Source organism: Pseudomonas sp. NFACC39-1, from assembly GCF_900110355.1.
GTDB classification, from domain to species: Bacteria; Pseudomonadota; Gammaproteobacteria; order Pseudomonadales; family Pseudomonadaceae; genus Aquipseudomonas; species Aquipseudomonas tehranensis.
Genome location: NZ_FODL01000019.1, coordinates 1 through 16,759, shown reverse-complemented (window position 1 = coordinate 16,759; position 16,759 = coordinate 1). Strand labels below are relative to the sequence as shown.

Annotated in this window: 13 protein-coding genes; 9 read left to right on the top strand and 4 right to left on the bottom strand. The window is 61.3% G+C overall.

Annotation, left to right across the window (positions count from 1 at the left end):
- Position 1: 1 nt before the first annotated feature.
- A complete protein-coding gene (gene glsB / locus BMY45_RS25285) occupies positions 2 to 910 on the top strand; it encodes a glutaminase B (protein WP_092402892.1) in 909 nt (302 codons plus the stop codon).
- 53 nt (positions 911 to 963) lie between these two features.
- Here the strand turns inward: glsB and BMY45_RS25280 are convergent, their stop codons facing one another.
- Both BMY45_RS25280 and BMY45_RS25275 read right to left on the bottom strand, forming a co-directional pair.
- Positions 964 to 1,293, bottom strand: coding sequence for a hypothetical protein (locus BMY45_RS25280; RefSeq protein WP_092402891.1), 330 nt, complete (start codon positions 1,291 to 1,293; stop codon positions 964 to 966).
- A gap of 706 nt (positions 1,294 to 1,999) precedes the next feature.
- Positions 2,000 to 3,946: a DNA topoisomerase III gene (locus BMY45_RS25275; protein WP_092402889.1), complete on the bottom strand. Its 1,947-nt coding sequence runs from the start codon at positions 3,944 to 3,946 to the stop codon at positions 2,000 to 2,002.
- A gap of 241 nt (positions 3,947 to 4,187) precedes the next feature.
- Here BMY45_RS25275 and BMY45_RS25270 point away from each other — a divergent pair, with 241 nt between their 5' ends.
- The 4 genes from BMY45_RS25270 (at position 4,188) to BMY45_RS25255 (ending at position 8,766) form a co-directional block, all read left to right on the top strand.
- Positions 4,188 to 4,595 carry a response regulator gene (locus BMY45_RS25270; RefSeq protein WP_092402887.1) on the top strand — a complete coding sequence of 136 codons (408 nt, stop codon included), beginning with the start codon at positions 4,188 to 4,190 and terminating at the stop codon, positions 4,593 to 4,595.
- Positions 4,596 to 4,708: 113 nt separating this feature from the next.
- On the top strand, positions 4,709 to 5,230 hold the full coding sequence (locus BMY45_RS25265; protein ID WP_092402886.1) for a sigma-70 family RNA polymerase sigma factor: 522 nt from the start codon (positions 4,709 to 4,711) through the stop codon (positions 5,228 to 5,230).
- Positions 5,227 to 6,186 carry a FecR domain-containing protein gene (locus BMY45_RS25260; protein ID WP_092402884.1) on the top strand — a complete coding sequence of 320 codons (960 nt, stop codon included), beginning with the start codon at positions 5,227 to 5,229 and terminating at the stop codon, positions 6,184 to 6,186. The genes BMY45_RS25265 and BMY45_RS25260 overlap by 4 nt, the downstream gene beginning before the upstream one ends.
- Positions 6,187 to 6,288: 102 nt before the next feature.
- Positions 6,289 to 8,766, top strand: coding sequence for a TonB-dependent siderophore receptor (locus BMY45_RS25255; RefSeq protein WP_092402882.1), 2,478 nt, complete (start codon positions 6,289 to 6,291; stop codon positions 8,764 to 8,766).
- Positions 8,767 to 8,807: 41 nt separating this feature from the next.
- Here BMY45_RS25255 and BMY45_RS25250 read toward each other — a convergent pair whose 3' ends face one another.
- Positions 8,808 to 10,430 (bottom strand): MFS transporter, encoded by a 1,623-nt coding sequence (locus tag BMY45_RS25250; RefSeq protein ID WP_092402880.1) that lies wholly within the window; start codon positions 10,428 to 10,430, stop codon positions 8,808 to 8,810.
- Positions 10,431 to 10,635: 205 nt separating this feature from the next.
- Positions 10,636 to 12,279: a GMC family oxidoreductase gene (locus BMY45_RS25245; RefSeq protein WP_092402878.1), complete on the bottom strand. Its 1,644-nt coding sequence runs from the start codon at positions 12,277 to 12,279 to the stop codon at positions 10,636 to 10,638.
- A gap of 129 nt (positions 12,280 to 12,408) precedes the next feature.
- On the opposite strand from BMY45_RS25245, the gene BMY45_RS25240 reads away from it, so the two are divergent.
- The 4 genes from BMY45_RS25240 (at position 12,409) to BMY45_RS25225 (ending at position 16,656) form a co-directional block, all read left to right on the top strand.
- Positions 12,409 to 13,293, top strand: a complete 885-nt coding sequence (locus tag BMY45_RS25240; RefSeq protein ID WP_092402876.1) for a LysR family transcriptional regulator — start codon at positions 12,409 to 12,411, stop codon at positions 13,291 to 13,293.
- A gap of 294 nt (positions 13,294 to 13,587) precedes the next feature.
- Positions 13,588 to 13,959, top strand: coding sequence for a c-type cytochrome (locus BMY45_RS25235; RefSeq protein ID WP_092402874.1), 372 nt, complete (start codon positions 13,588 to 13,590; stop codon positions 13,957 to 13,959).
- Positions 13,960 to 14,074: 115 nt separating this feature from the next.
- Entirely contained in the window at positions 14,075 to 15,373 is a 1,299-nt protein-coding gene (locus tag BMY45_RS25230; RefSeq protein WP_177193393.1) for a D-arabinono-1,4-lactone oxidase, read from the top strand.
- A gap of 74 nt (positions 15,374 to 15,447) precedes the next feature.
- A complete protein-coding gene (locus BMY45_RS25225) occupies positions 15,448 to 16,656 on the top strand; it encodes a DSD1 family PLP-dependent enzyme (RefSeq protein ID WP_177193392.1) in 1,209 nt (402 codons plus the stop codon).
- Positions 16,657 to 16,759 lie beyond the last annotated feature (103 nt).

Here is a 16,759-nt window from a genome sequence, read left to right as displayed (position 1 = left end):
TATGCAAGCATTGTTGAACGAGATCCTCGATGCGGTTCGCCCCCTGATCGGTCAGGGCAAGGTGGCCGACTACATTCCAGCACTTGGCACCGTTGCGGCCAACCAGTTGGGCATCGCCGTCTACGGCAACGACGGCGAAATGTATTGCTCAGGCGACGCTGAAACGCCATTTTCGGTGCAGAGTATTTCCAAGGTCTTCAGCCTGGTACAGGCCATCGGCCATTCCGGCGAGACAATCTGGGAGCGATTGGGCCATGAGCCCTCCGGCCAGCCCTTCAATTCCCTGGTGCAGCTGGAATTCGAACGCGGTCGGCCGCGCAACCCGTTCATCAACGCTGGCGCCTTGGTGATCTGCGACATCAATCAGTCGCGTTTTGCCGCACCAGCCCTGTCGATGCGTGATTTCGTACGGCGCCTGTCGGGCAATCCACAGGTCATGGTGGACGGCAAGGTCGCAGAGTCGGAATACCAGCACCGCGCCCGTAATGCCGCGATGGCTTACCTGATGCAGTCCTTCGGTAATTTTCATAACGACGTGGAAGCGGTGCTGCGCAGCTATTTCAGTCACTGCGCGTTGCGCATGAGCTGCATCGATCTTGCTCGGGCGTTCTGCTTCCTGGCCAACGACGGCTTCTGCAAGCACAGCGGCGAACAGATACTCAGTGCTCGCCAGACCCAGCAGGTCAATTCCATCATGGCCACCAGCGGGCTGTACGATGAGGCCGGCAATTTTGCCTATCGCGTTGGCCTGCCGGGCAAGAGTGGGGTGGGCGGCGGGATTGTCGCGGTGGTGCCGGGGCGTTTTACGGTGTGCGTCTGGTCGCCGGAACTCAATGTCGCCGGCAATTCCCTGGCGGGCATGGCGGCGCTGGAATTGCTCAGTCAGCGGATCGGCTGGTCAGTGTTCTAACGCACAAAAAAGGCCCGTTCCTGAGCAGGAACGGGCCTTTGTCTTAAGCGCGATCAGCACAAGCGGTCGATGACCTGCACTTTGGAGGTGTTTTGCATCGACTGCCAGGCCTGAGTCAGCGTTTGCAGCACGCTGCCAATGAAGTCTTTGTCGGCTGCGGCCTTCTTGCCAACATAACCTTGGCCGCGGCGGTACATCTTCAGTCGGGCACACAGGTCTTGCTGGTTTTTCTCGAATTCGTCTTCCTGGGTGAACGGCGACAGGCAATCCATGTGGACTTGGCCATTCTTGCTGATCCACAGGATATGGCTGTCCAGGGTGTCCTTGTGCGCTGCGAATATGCGAGCCAGTTCATCAATAGATGGTTGATTATTCAGATTCATGTGTAAGCCCCTTGACCATTTGGTTGATCTGTCTGGTGGTTCGCAAAAACTTCGCTTCTTTCGGTAAGCGCCTGCCCAGTGCTGTATGGCTAGCACCGAAACCAGGCCGTCAGCATCCGGCCGTCAAACGTCGACGGGGTCGTGCATCGGTTGTGTAGTGTTATCGAAGGGCTGCTACGCAAATGCGCTACAACGAAGAGAAACAGCGAAAAACCTTCAGGCATTGTCAACTTTCGAGGGTCGACCACGCGCGTCATGAGGATCTTCGCCGACGTGTCTCGTCCTTGTCACCGGACGGTCATGCCAGGTCAGCACCTTCAATCTGCCTTGTGGGCAGTCCCTTATCCAAAAAACAGCTCGGCGGTCAGACGAGCTTGCTCAAGCATTTACCTGTACTCCCGATCGGGGAGACGTCTGCATCATGCAAGGCCAAATCGGAGGCGTCAACGGTTTTGTAGTGATTATTTTTGGTCACTACATATTGTCGGACAAAATGGTTTGGGTATGAAAAATTGGCGAAAGGGTGTGTAGGGCGGTCGTTGTGGCGAGGGGATTTATCCCCGCTGGGCTGCGAAGCAGCCCCAAGTGAGTCGACTCAATCTGCCTGATACACCGAGGTGTTGGGGTTTAGGGCCGCTTCGCGCCCCAGCGGGGCGGTGCGACGTTTCGCTAAATCCCCCTCGCCACAGGGAGATTCTCGCCACGCTCAGGTCGCCTTGGCTTTGCTCGTCTTGCGCGGTGTACCGCCGGCCTTGCGCTTGGCCGGCTTGCGCTTGTTCTTCCACGGCGTTGCGCCTCGCCCGGCAGGGCTGGCCGGGCCGTTGATGGTCAGGCTCATGCCCTGGCAGCGGGCGATGTGTTTGCTCATCCAGGCGGCCTGGCGGGTCACGAACTCTTCCAGGCTCATCTCACCGCTTTGTACCATGTCCAGCGCCTGCTCCCAGATGGCGGTGGTGCCGGGGTCGGCGATGGCGCGGGGCACCGCATCGATCAGGCTGAAGGCCGCCGGTGTGGCGGACAGGGCCTTGCCGTTTTTCACCAGGTAACCGCGGTCGAGCAGGCCCTGGATGATCGAGGCCCGGGTTGCTTCGGTGCCGATGCCGGTGGTGTCCTTGAGCTTTTGCTTGAGCAGCGGATCCTCCACCAGTCGGGCAACGTTCTTCATCGCCTTGATCAGGTCGCCCTCGGTGAACGGCTTGGGGGGCTGGGTCCACAGGTCCTTGGGTTTGACCTCGTCCACGGTGCAGTCGCGACCTTCGACCAGGGCCGGCAAGGTTTGTGGTACCGGTGCTTCACGGCCTCGTGCCGGGGCCAGCGCTTCGGGCAGGGCGCGTTTCCAGCCGGGTTCGACGATTTGCTTGCCCACGGCCCGCAATGCCTGGGCGGCGCAGTCGAAGTCGGCCTGGGTTCGGTCGTATTCGTGGTTGGGCAGGAACTGGGCCAGATACCGCGCCCGTATCAGCGTATAGACGGCCCGCTGCTTGCCGGCGAGCTTGTCGAGGTTCTTCGCCGCAGCGGTAGGGATGATGCCGTGGTGGGCGCTGACCTTGGCGTCGTTCCAGGCCCGGGATTTGCGTTGTGGCTGCAAGTGCTCGCGCAGCGGCGCAAGACCCGGGTCGGCCTGGGCGAGGGCGGCGAGGATGGCCGGAGCTTCGCAGTGCTGGCTCAAAGGCAGAAAACCGCAATCGCTGCGCGGATAGGTGATGAGCTTGTAGGTCTCGTAGAGCGACTGGGCAATGTCCAGGGTTTCCTGGGCGCCGAGGCCGAGTTTCTTCGAGCAGACTTCCTGCAGGGTGCCCAGGTCGAACGGCAACGGCGCCACTTCGCGCAAGCGCTCGGTACGCACTTTCATCACCCGGGCGGTGGCGGCGTTGCCCATGGCCTGGGCGGCGTCCCGGGCGAGGGCCTGGTTCAAACACCGTTCCTGGTCGTCGCAGGCATCCGGGTCGGCGCGCCACTGAGCGGTGAACACAGTGCCGTCGTGGCGCAGTTGCACGTCGATGGCCCAATAGGCGACCGGCACGAAATCGGCGATGCTGCGGTCGCGATCCACCACCAGTCGCAGGGTGGGTGTCTGCACGCGGCCCACCGGCAGCACGCCCTGATAACCGGACTGGCGCCCCAGCAGCGTGAACAGTCGGCTCATGTTCATGCCGATCAGCCAGTCGGCCCGGGAGCGGCCGAGGGCCGAATGGTAGAGGTTGAAGGTTTCGGCGCCCGGCTTGAGTGCTGCCAGGGCCTTGCGGATCGACGCTTCGTCTAGGGCCGACAGCCACAGCCGCTGGATCGGCCCACGGTAGCGGCAATGCTCCACCAGTTCCCGGGCGATCATTTCGCCCTCGCGGTCGGCGTCGGTGGCGATGACCAGTGTCTTGGCTTCCCCCAACAGGCGCTTGACCGCCTTGTACTGGCTCGCGGTTTTCGGTTTGACGGTCATTTTCCACTGCGTCGGCACGATAGGCAGGTCTGCCAGTACCCAGCGCTTGTAGCGGGCATCGTAGGCGTCGGGCGGGGCGGTTTCCAGCAGATGGCCGATGCACCAGGTGACTGTGATGTTCGCGCCCAGCCAGCAACCATCACCGCGCCGCGTGGCACCGAGTACGGCTGCGATGTCCTTGGCCTGGGACGGTTTTTCACACAGGTACAGCTGCATAGCGCCCTTTTCCTAAGCAGATTTCATGGGGCTGTAGCATGGTCATGGATGGGCGTCGGAGCAAGTTTTATCTGTATGGATATACAGATAAAGCGTTGCGATGCGTTGCTCCAGGGCGGTTATCGCAACGTTTGGCGGTGTATTTGCACGCAGAATGAATTTCTCGCCAGGGCATCGCTCATAACTTGCAGAGCGGTTGAAACCGCAAAGAACGTTTATGGGGTCAAGGAGAGTCACTTACATGAATTCGATGCCAAAGGGCAACGGACAGGCGGCCGCGCGTTTGATTCTCGTCGTTGAAGATGATCAGACCATTCTGGAGTTCCTGTGTGAGATCCTGCAGGACGAGGGCTTTGCCGTGGAGCCCCGGGAAAGCGCCGACGCGGCGCTGGAATTCCTCGAGCAGAGTGCTGACGATGTGGACTTGTTACTCACCGATATCACCATGCCCGGCAAACTGAACGGCGCGGACCTGGCCAATTTGACCGGCGACCAGTGGCCACAGATACCCTTGTTGATCATGTCCGGTTTCGAAACCCCGGAAAGCGCTGGGATCAAGCACCACGCCTCGTTCATCGCCAAGCCCTGGGCGCTGGGGCAGATGCTGGATCTGGTGGAAAGTACGGTGAAAAATCACTCTGTGCACTGAGCAATGCCAAGAGGATGAGTTGGCAGGTCCGGTACCGTGCATGTTTGGGTTGCAAGCGGCGATGTGCTCCATGACAATGCGAGTCATTATCAGTCGCGAATTATTCCATTGCCATGCCCGCCACCGATCTGTCCTTACGCAGTGCCGTCGACGTTCTGTACAGTGATCATCACAGTTGGCTCCAAGGCTGGCTGCGCAAGCGCTTGGGCAATGCTTTCGATGCCGCGGACCTGACCCAGGATACCTTCGTGCGCGTCATCAAGGCTCGCTCCGCGTTGGATATTCGTGAGCCGCGACCGTACCTGTCGATGATCGCCAAGGGGCTGTTGATCGATTTGTTTCGCCGCCGCTCGTTGGAACAGTCCTACCTCGAAGCCTTGGCCTCCATGCCGCAAGAGCAGCACCCGTCGCTGGAAGAACAGGCCATCCTGCTCCAGGCCCTGATGGAGATCGACCGCTTGCTGCTGGGGTTGGGGCCGCGAGTCAGGCAGGCGTTCATCCTGTCGCAGTTCGACGGCCTGACCTATCCGCAAATTGCCGAGCGCTTGGGCGTCAGCGTACGTACGGTGAATAACCACATGGCCAAGGCCATGGAACATTGCTGCCTGATGCAGATTCAATTGCAACTTTCATGAACCTGCCGGCCGAAGAGTTGCAAGCCATCCGTGTGGCGGCGCAGTGGTACGCCCGGCTTCATTCCGGCATCACGACCGACGCGGATCGAGCCGGGTGGAATGCCTGGCTGAGCGCAGACCCGCTGCATAGCCAGGCCTGGCAACGAATGACAGCGGTGGCTGAACAGATGGCGAGTGTGCCGGGCGCCCTGGCGGCACCGACCTTGAGCGAACGCCACAATCGATCCCGTCGCCAGGTGTTGCGCAGCGTCTTGTTGCTCACCTCCGCCAGCGGTTTGGGTTGGTTGGGCTGGCGCAGCCAGGCTACGCAGAACCTGCTTTGCGATTACCGCACCGCGGTGGGCGAGCGCCGTGAGTTTCAGCTGGCGGACGGCAGCACCGTGCTACTCAACACCGACACCTCGGTCAATGTTCGTTTCGATGGGCGCCAGCGGCTACTGGAGCTGTTGTGGGGGGAGATCCTCGTCACGACGGCGATCGATCCCTTGCAGCGGCCTTTCAAGGTCATCACCGGTCATGTCGAAGTGCTTGCGCTGGGCACGCGTTTTATCGTCCGAGGCCAGGCGTGGGGCGGTGAGGTGGCGGTGCTTGAGAAAGCGGTCGAGGTGAGTCTCTCGGCGATTGGCTCGAGGATGCGCGTCGAGGCCGGCCAGCGCCTGGATTTCAATGACCGGTCGCTGGGTACGCTGCGCGGCAACGATGTGTCGGTCGGTGCCTGGCAGAAGGGAAGCATCATCGCCATCGACCGTCCTCTGGCGGCGCTGCTGGACGAACTGTCGCGTTACCGCAACGGCGTGTTGCGTTGTGATCCGGTCATTGCCGACTTGAAGGTTTCCGGGGTGTTTCCCGTCGATAACACCGATCTCGCCCTGGCGGCGCTGGAGAGTGGCTTTTCGTTAGGCGTGACCCGCTACAGCCGATTCTGGGTCCGGGTATCGAGTGGCGATCAGCGCTGACGCGGCGGCGCGATAAAAAAGAATGCGCTCCTGCACTTTTCATCTCCATCGTTCGGCTCTTCCTCAGTGAGTTTTTATCGACCGTTTTGGGGGAGGGGAAGCATGTCTTGGGTAAGCGCGCCAGGTCGTCTGGTGTTTGCAGTGAAAATCGGCTTGCTGGCAGCCGTGACCGGCAGCGTCGGGGTCGTGAATGCCAGTCCGGCTCCAGGTGCCTCGGCGCAGCAGCGTTCGGTGCAGACCTACGATATCGGGGCCGGCAGCCTGGTGGATGTCCTGACCCGGTTCTCCAGCGCCGCCGGTGTCGCCATTTCGTTTGATGCCCGGCAACTCCAGGGCCTGCAATCGCCCGGCCTGAGAGGTTCGTTCGGCGTGGGCGATGGGTTTGGCCGCATTCTTGGCGGTAGCGGCCTGCAAGCCGACCTCCAGGCCAACGGCACGTACGTGCTGCGCCCCGTGCCCGCCAACGGTTCAGCCATGCAACTGGAAGCAACCACCATCGAGGCGCAGATGCTCGGCGCGACCACCGAGAACAGTGGCTCCTACACGACGGGGGCGGTCACGATCGGCAAAGGCGAGCACTCCCTGCGCGAGACGCCGCAATCGGTGACAGTGATCACTCGCAAGATGCTCGACGACCAGAACCTGAACACTATCGATCAAGTGATGGAAAAAACGCCCGGCATTACCGTCTACGACTCGACCATGGGCGGCAAATATTTCTATTCCCGTGGGTTCCGGATGTCCGGTCAATATCAATACGACGGTGTTCCGCTGGACATGGGCAACAGCTATGTCCAGGCCGACAGTTTCAGCAGTGACATGGCGTATTACGACCGGGTCGAAGTCCTGCGCGGTGCCGCCGGGATGATGAAGGGCGCGGGCGGCACGTCCGGTGGCGTCAATTTTGTCCGTAAACGCGGTCAGGCCGCGGCCCAGACCGAACTCAGCCTCTCGGGCGGCACCTGGGACAACTACCGTGGGCAGGTCGATACCGGTGGCCCGCTGAATGACTCCGGCACCCTGCGGGGCAGGGCGGTGATCGCCGAACAGAGCCGGCATTATTTCTACGATGATGCTCGGCGCAAGGACCAGATTTACTACGGTGCCCTGGACTTCGACCTGACGCCCGACACCACCCTCGGCCTGGGCCTGGCCTATGAGGACGTCGATGCGAGTCCTTGCTGGGGCGGGCAGCCGCGTTACAGGGATGGCAGCGATTTGAAACTCAGTCGTTCCACTTGCCTGGATCCGTCGTGGAATACCTGGCGCAGCCAGCGGACCACGGTGTTCAGCGATCTCAAGCACCAGCTCAATGACGACTGGGCCGTGAAGGTGGCCGGTGTTTATACGAAAAACACCCAGGACATCAAATACGCGTTTTCGTCCGGGGCAGTGACACCGGGCGTCTCGACCACCAACGTGCTGGGCAGCATGTACGACTATGATCAAGTCGATTACGGCCTCGACGCCTACCTGGACGGCAAGTTCGACGCCCTCGGGCAACAGCATGAGTTGATTGTCGGCTTCAACGCCAGCCGTTCGGACAAGGATGATTTTTTCTCGGTCGCCTTCCTGCCGCAGCAACAGAACGTATTCGATCCGGATCGACACATTCCGGAGCCGGATGACAGTTATTTCATCGAGAACTCAACACGCGGTGGTCCGGTGAAAACCGTCACTCGGCAACAAGGCCTGTATTCGACCCTGCGCCTGAAACTGGCGGACCCGTTGACGTTTGTCGTGGGCAGCCGGGTGAGTTGGTACAACTCCAAGACCGACTCGGTGTTCATCACCGGCGGTTCGGAACACGCCAAGAGCACGGAGACAGGCCAGGTCACCCCGTTTGCCGCCGTGTTACTGGACCTCAACGAACACCTGACGGCCTACGCCAGTTACTCGGACATTTTCACGCCCCAAGGCAACTATCGTTCCGAAAGCGGTTCGGCGCTCAAGCCCCTGGTGGGTGAAAGTTATGAGCTGGGGATCAAGGGTGAATGGTTCGAGGGACGCCTGAACAGCGCTTTCAACCTGTTCCGCACATTGCAGAAAGACCAGGCCCAGACCGACTACAACTCAAGCTGTGCGTCTTCGGACGGTTACTGCTATGAGAACGCCGGCAAGGTTCGCGCCCAGGGTTTCGAAGCCGAGATCAGTGGCGAAGTCATCGAGCGCCTGCAGCTGCTTGCCGGTTACACCTACACCCAGACCAAGACCCTCAACGACATTGACACCCGCCTCAATGGTGGCTCGTTCAACAGCTATGTGCCGCGTCATGTGCTGCGTCTGTGGGGCGATTATGCCCTGGGTGGGGCGTTCGAACGGTTCAGCGTCGGTGTGGGGGTCAATGCCCAAAGCGACAATTTCCGGGTATCGCCGGCAACGGGGGAGAAGATCACCCAGGCCGGTTATGCCGTGTGGAACGGTCGCGTCGGCTACCGCATCGATGACACCTGGTCGTTGGCCCTCAACGGCAACAACCTGTTTGACAAGCGCTACTACAGCACCATCGGGACCGAGAACTTCGGTAACTATTACGGTGAGCCGCGCAACTTCACCATGACCCTGAAGGCGCGCTTCTGAACCGCTGGCGAGGGAACAAACTCCCTCGCCACGGTTTTGCCTCAGTTTTTATCCAGGTCCACGTTCCGGGTTTCGCGCAGGCAAATCATGCCCACCACCAGGCTCACCCCGGTGATCACCACGGGGTACCACAGCCCGTAGAAAATGTCCCCGGTGTAGACCACCAGGGCAAACGACACAGTGGGCAGGAAACCGCCGAACCAGCCGTTGCCAATGTGGTAGGGCAGGGACATGGAGGTGTAGCGGATGCGGGTCGGGAACAGTTCGACCATCAGCGCCGCCAGTGGGCCGTAGCACATGGCTGAAATGATGATCAGCGCCACGATCAGCGCCACGATCATCGGCCGGTTGATCTGCTGGGCGTCGGCCTGTTGCGGGTAGCCTGCCAGGGTTACTGCGCCGCGCAGGGCAGCTTCGTCGTAGCCGTCAAGTTTCACATCCCCGATGCTGACTTGCACATCACTGCCGGCTGGCGCCGCGACACTGCTGTAGGGCAGGCCTTGCTTGACCAGGAAGGTCTTGACCTTGTCGCATGGGCTATCGAAACGCGCCTTGCCTACCGGGTCGAACTGGAAGGTGCACGTGGCCGGATCGGCGATCACGGTGATTGGCGCCTGACGGCTCGCCAGGTCAATGGCCGGGTTGGCGTAGTGGGCCAGTGTCTTGAAGATCGGAAAGTACAACGCCGTCGCCAGCAACAGACCGATCATCAGCACCGGTTTGCGTCCGACCTTGTCCGACAGCCAGCCAAAAAAGATGAAGAACGGCGCGCCGATCACCACACTGACGATCAGCAAACTGTTAGCCAGGGCCGGGTCCATCTTCAGGAACTGGGTAAGGAAAAACAGCACGTAGAATTGCGCGGCGTAGAAGGTCACCGCTTGGCCGGCGTTGATGCTGAAAAGGGCGATCAGCACCACCTTCAGATTTTCCCATTTGCCAAAAGACTCTCGGATCGGCGCCTTGCTGGACTTGCCTTCTTCTTTCATTTTCAAGAAGGACGGCGACTCATGCAGGCTCAGGCGAATCCAGGTGGAGATGCCCAGCAACACGATCGACAGCAGAAACGGAATGCGCCAGCCCCACACTTCGAACTGATCGCCGGTGAAGTAGCGACAGCCCAGTACCACCAGCAGCGAGAGCAGCAGGCCGAGGGTGGCGGTGGACTGAATCCAGCTGGTGTGGAAACCGCGCTTGCCCATCGGCGCGTGTTCGGCGACGTAGGTGGCAGCGCCGCCGTACTCACCGCCCAAGGCCAGGCCCTGGAGCATGCGCAGCACCACGAGGATGATCGGTGCGGCAATGCCGATGCTGGCGTAGTTGGGCAACAGGCCGACGCAGAACGTCGCCACGCCCATGAGAATGATTGTGGCCAGGAAGGTGTATTTGCGTCCGATCATGTCCCCCAGCCGTCCGAACACCAATGCGCCGAAAGGCCGCACAATAAAGCCAGCGGCGAACGCCATCAGCGCGAAGATGAATGCCGTGGTGTCGTTGACCCCGGCAAAGAACTGCTTGCTGATGACCGCCGCCAGAGCGCCATAGAGGAAAAAGTCGTACCACTCGAACACCGTCCCCAAGGACGAGGCAAAGATGACTTTCTGGGTTTCCTGGCTGGTGCCGGCGCTGCGCGTGGCTTCCAGGGACTGAACATGTTCAGACATTTGGGTATCCCTCACAGTGATTGTTTTTGTTGTTCCACTGTCGACGCCGGTACAGCGTCTCCTGTTTTGATACGTTCCCTTTGCTTACACATTCTCCCCTGTGGGAGCGGGCTTGCTCGCGAAAGCGGTGTATCAGCTACCGATGATGTTGACTGGCACACCGCATTCGCGAGCAAGCCCGCTCCCACAGAGACTTACTTGTTCTTCAGACCGCGGCCGGTTCCTTTTGGGGCGTGGTGCTGCGGATGTCCGCCTCGAGGATCATCTGCGCGGCCTTCTCGGCAATCATCAGCGTTGGCGAGCAGGTGTTGCCCGAGGTGATGCGCGGCATGATCGAGGCGTCGACGACGCGCAGGCCGTTGATGCCGTGGACCCGCAGTTGCGCATCCACCACCGCGTCGCGGTCCTGGCCCATGCGGCAGGTGCCCACCGGGTGGAAAATCGTCGTGCCTATACGGGCGGCGGCCTGGTGCAGTTCTTCCTCGGTTTGCAGGCTTGGTCCTGGCAGGTATTCCACCGGCTTGAAGGCGCTCAATGCCGGGGCGGCGACGATGCGTCGGGTCAGGCGGATGGCGTCGGCAGCGACCCGCAAGTCTTCGGGATGGCTCAGGTAATTGGGCTGGATCAGCGGCGCCTCGTGCGGGTCGACCGAGCGAATGTCCACCCGGCCACGGCTCTGCGGACGCAGGTCACAGACCGACGCAGTGAACGCCGGGAAACTGTGCAGTGGTTCGCCAAAGCGTTCCAGCGACAAGGGCTGCACGTGGTATTCGAGGTTGGCCGAGGTCTGTTCCGGCCCCGAGCGGGCGAACGCGCCGAGTTGGCTGGGGGCCATGGACAGCGGGCCGCTGCGATCATAGAGGTAGCGCAGCCCCATGCCCATCTTGCCCCATAAAGTACCGGCGATCTGGTTCAGGGTACGGGCGTTTTCCAACTGGTAGATCAGCCGCAGTTGCAAGTGGTCCTGCAAGTTGCCGCCCACACCGGGCAGCTCATGAACCACGCCAATGCCCAGGCGTTGCAACAGGTTGCGCGGGCCGATCCCCGAGCGCTGCAAAATACCCGGCGAGCCGACGGCGCCGGCGCACAGCATGATTTCCTTGCGCGCCTTGAACGTCATGCCTTTGCCTTGCCAACGGGCGCTGACGGCGTGGGCCCGGTTGTCACGCAACAGCACGCGGTCGACTTCGACATCGGTCATTACCGTGAGATTGGGGCGCTGGCGAACCGGTTTGAGGAAGGCCTTGGCCGCGTTCCAGCGCACCCCGGCTTTCTGGTTGACCTGGAAGTAGCCGCAGCCTTCGTTGTCGCCGCCGTTGAAGTCGTCGACGCTAGGGATACCGCTCTGTTCGGCGGCGGTGCGAAACGCATCGAGAATCGGCCATGACAGGCGCTGGCGTTCGACCCGCCATTCCCCGGCGGCGCCATGGAACTCGGAGTCTCCGGCAAAATGGTTTTCGCTCTGTCTGAACAACGGCAGCACGTCTTTCCAGGCCCAGCCAGGATTGCCCTCGGCGGCCCAGCTGTCGTAATCCGCGGCCTGGCCGCGCATGTAGATCATGCCGTTGATGGAGGAGCAGCCACCCAGCACCTTGCCCCGCGGGTAACTCAGTGCGCGCCCTTGCAAACCCGGTTGCGCCTCGGTCTTGAAGCACCAGTCGGTGCGCGGGTTGCCGATGCAGAACAGGTAGCCGACCGGGATGTGAATCCACGGATAGTTGTCGCGTCCGCCGGCTTCGAGCAACAGCACCCGGTGTTGCGCGTTGGCGCTAAGCCGGTTGGCCAACAGGCATCCGGCAGGGCCGGCGCCTACTATCACGTAATCGTATTCATCGACGACAGGTTGCATTCGCGACCTCATTTTTGTTCTTGTGGGATGCATCCTAGTTGTTAGGTTTCGTCAAAAGAATGTTAGTTTTTGCGCAACCGCTGTGCGTTTTTAAACAGTCCTGTCTTCAGGCGTGTTCAAGGATGGCCCATGTTCGACTGGAATGACCTGCGCTACTTTCTGGAACTGCAACGCAGCGGCCGTTTGCTCACGGCCGCACGACGCCTGAACACCACCCATGCCACCGTGGCCCGGCACATCGAAGCCATCGAGAAAAGCCTGGGCACCGCGCTGTTTGTCCAGCATGCCCAGGGGTATGAGCTGACCCCCGCCGGCGAATCGTTGCTCAAGCACGCCGAAGCCATGGAAAACGTGGCGCTGCTGGCTCAGGAGGACATCACCCAGTCCAGCGCGCCCTTGGGCAAGATCCGCGTGGGGGTGACGGAAGGGCTGGGCATCATGTTTTTAGCCAGTCGCATGGACGGTCTGTTCCAGCGCTACCCGGGGCTGGAGGTGGAGTTGGTGGCGGTGCCGCGTTTTGTCAGCATCCTCAACCGCGAAGCGGAAATCAGCATTCACCTTGAACGCCCGGTGGCCGACCTGCTGGTGACCCGCAAACTGACCGACTACAGCCTGGCGCTTTACGCCAGCCAGGCTTACCTGGACCGCTCGCCACCGTTGCGCAGTCGCGAAGACCTGGCCCGGCATGCCTGGATCGGGTATGTCGACGATCTGCTGTTCAGCCAGGAACTGATGTTTCTCAACAGCTTTTGCCGCAACCCTCGGGTGGTGTTCCACAGCACCAGCGTCATCGCCCAGCAACAGGCCGCACGCTCGGGATTGGGGATTGCCGTACTGCCTTGCTATATGGCCAGCAACGACCCGGCCCTGGTCCCCTTGTTGCCCGATGAAACCATCCGCCGCAGTTACTGGATCAGCACCCGCCGCGAACTGCACAAATCCGTGCGCCTGCGGGTGCTCTGGGATTACGTGGTGCAGTTGTGCGAGCACGAGCAGGGGCTGCTGCTGCCCTGATCTTGTTATGCCGTGGTGTTGGAGCTGCCGAAGGCTCGGGCCGCGTTCGGACGATCTTTTGATCTTGGTCTTTCGCTTGAGATTCAAGCGGTAGGGGAAAGATCGCAGCCTCGTTGCACTCGACAGCTCTTACGGGCGCACACCGGGGAGCAGCGGGTTGGGCAAGCGCTGGCCGCCCAAGTCCCCTTTTCTGGCCCCCAATGACCTCAAGCCAACGCGCGGGCGTGCCTTAGTGTGAGTCTGTCTGACCCATCACAACAAAGGCGTGCTCATTGCGCCACCAAGAGGGGCCCCATGTTGGTACCAACGTCTTCAGCCTGGACTCACGCCGCGGCGATTCTTTCGCTTGGCGTATTGCTCGCCGGTTGCGGCGAAGAGGCCACAACGAGCCCGCCCAGGGCCTTAACGAGTGTGCCCGCCGACGGAGCGCTGGCACACATCTACGACAGCAGTTGCAAGCTCTGCCACGCCAACCCCGGCGCCGGAGCGCCCCTGACCGGCGACGCCAACGCCTGGGCGCCGCGCGTGGCCCAGGGCAGCGACACCCTGCTTGATCACACGATCAACGGCTACAACGGCATGCCGCCGATGGGCCTGTGCATGCACTGTTCCGAAGAGCAGTTCCTGGCCCTGATCGGCTTCATGTCCGGCCAGCCATTGCAATGACCAACAGGGGGACGACGGCATGACGATGGACTATTCACGGCGCCAGTGGCTGCAACGGGCCGCCGCTGTCGCGGCCTTCACGGCGCTGGGCAGCCAGGGCGCCCTGGCCGAGTTGATGCGCGCCCCGCGACTGATCCCGTGGCGCAATTGGTCCGGTGCGCAAAGTTGCCTGCCGGCAGCGCGTCTGGCTCCCAAGAATCTGGATGAACTGGTGCAAATCGTGGCCCGCGCCGAGGGGCGGATTCGTCCGGTGGGTTCAGGCCATTCCTTCAGCGCCCTGGTGCCCACGGACGGGACTTTGCTGTCGCTGAGTTTTTTCAGCGGTCTGCTGGATCACGACGTCTCCAGCCTGCAGGCCGAGTTCGGTGGCGGCACGCCCATGTCGCGCATGGGGCCGGCACTCAAGGCCGTCGGTCAGGCACTGCCGAACATGGCCGACGTGGATTACCAGACCCTGGCCGGGGCCATCGCCACCTCGACCCACGGCACCGGCAAGGCATTCGGTTCGTATTCGGCGCAGGTGGTCGGGCTGCAACTGGTGACGGCCGGCGGCGAGGTGCTTGATTGCGATGCCAACCGCCACCCCGAAGTATTCAAGGCTGGGCGGGTCTCACTGGGCGCGCTGGGGCTGGTGACCCGTGTGCGTTTGCAAAACCGCCCCGCTTATCGGCTGCGCGAGCGCCAGTGGGTGGCGAAAACCGAAGAGTTGCTCGAGGACCTGGACACCCACACCCGGGACAACCAGCATTGGGAAATGCAGGTGGTCACCCATTCCGACTATGCGTTGTCGATTGCCTTGAACGAAACCACTGATCCGGTCACTGCACCGGTGAGTCCCGAGGAGGAGGGCGGCAACGAATTCGTCACCCTGATCGAAAAGCTCGACAAGTATGGCAGCGACTTTCCGACGATCCGGCGAACCTTGCTCAACAGCCTGCGACTGCTGGCCGACTTCGATGAGCGGGTTGGTGATTCCCACGACATCTACGCCAACGTGCGTACCGTGCGCTTCAACGAGATGGAGTATTCGGTGCCGGCTGAACACGGTCCGGCCTGCCTGCGGGAAATCCTCAAGCTGATCCGCGACAAAGACCTGCGCACCTGGTTTCCCATTGAATACCGCTACGTGAAGGCCGATGACATCGCCCTGAGCATGTTCGAAGGCCGTGACAGTTGTTCGATTTCCGTGCACCAGCATTACCAGATGGACCATCACCATTTCTTCGCCGCCATCGAGCCGGTCTTCTGGAAATACCAGGGTCGCCCGCATTGGGGAAAACTGCATTCCTTGAACGCCAGGACGCTCCAGGCGCTTTACCCGCGCTGGAATGAGTTTGCCCAGGTGCGCCAGGCCCTGGACCCTGGCGGAAAATTCCTCAACGGGCATCTTTCAACGATTCTGGGAGCGAGCTGATGGGGTTCAATCGTCGAAGTTTCCTGGCCGGGACAGTGGGTGCCGGGGTGTTACTGGCCGGCGTCGGGGCCTGGCTGCGGCCGCGGGACCAGGGCGGGCCGTACAGCGATTATTTCCGCCAGTTGAACCGGGAACTCAAGGCCCACGGTCCCATGCGACCGGTGATGCTGATTGACCTGGACCGACTCGATCACAACATCGACGTGGTAATGGCCTCGGTCCGGCGCGCCGGCAAACAGCTGCGCTTGGTGGAGAAGTCCCTGCCATCGCCGGGGCTGTTGAACTACATTGGCCAGCGAGCCGAGACGCGACGGTTGATGTCGTTCCACCAACCGTTTCTCAACCATGATGCGTTGCAGTTCCCCACGGCTGATATTTTGCTGGGCAAACCTCTGCCGGTGCGTTCCGCCGCGTTGTTCTATGAGCTTCACAAAGGACCCTTTGATCCGTCACACCAGTTGCAGTGGCTGCTGGACACGCCTGAACGGCTTGAGCAATACCGGCTCCTGGCCCAGGGGCTTGGTACTCGCTTGCGGATCAATATCGAACTGGATGTAGGCCTGCACCGGGGTGGGGTAGCCGACGATGCCACGCTGGAGGCGATGCTCAAGCTGATCCGGGCGAACCCGACGCACTTGGAGTTCGCCGGGTTCATGGGCTACGACCCGTTCGTGGGCATGGGCGTGCCCGAAATTCTCGCCACACCTGAAGCGCTGCTGGCGCGGGTCATGGCGATCTACAACACACGGGTGGACTTCGTGCGTTTGCGCTATCCCGATCTCTGGCGTCCTGGCCTGACCCTCAACACCGCCGGCAGCCCCAGCTATCGCTTGCACGAACGAGAGAAACTGAGCAGTGAAGTCTCGGTGGGCACGGCCATGCTCAAACCCAGTCACTACGACCTGCCATCGTTGAACGAGCACGTTCCGGCGGCCTACATCGCCACGCCGGTCTTGAAGCGCACCGGCCCGGTCAACATCCCGGCACTGGACGACAAGTCGCGGATTTTTTCCTGGTGGGACGTGAACCAGCGCGGGACTTTTTTCATCTACGGCGGCAACTGGATGGCCGATCTCGAATCACCCCCCGGCTTGAAGCACAACGACCTCTACGGGCGCAGCTCCAATCAGGAAATGGTCAACGGTTCAGAAACGGTGGGCCTGGCGGTGGAGGACCAGGTGTTCCTGCGACCGACCCAGAGCGAGTCGGTGCTGTTGCAGTTCGGTGATCTGCTGGCCGTGCGTGGAGGGCGGATAGTCGAGACCTGGCCGGTCTATAGCTGATCGCGGATCCTGTGGGAGATTCTATGGTTGAGGGGAAGCCCTCAAGCCGCTTTTGGTTGGTATTCGCTTTGCCCTTTCAGCAGAGCGAATACGATCCGGGCAA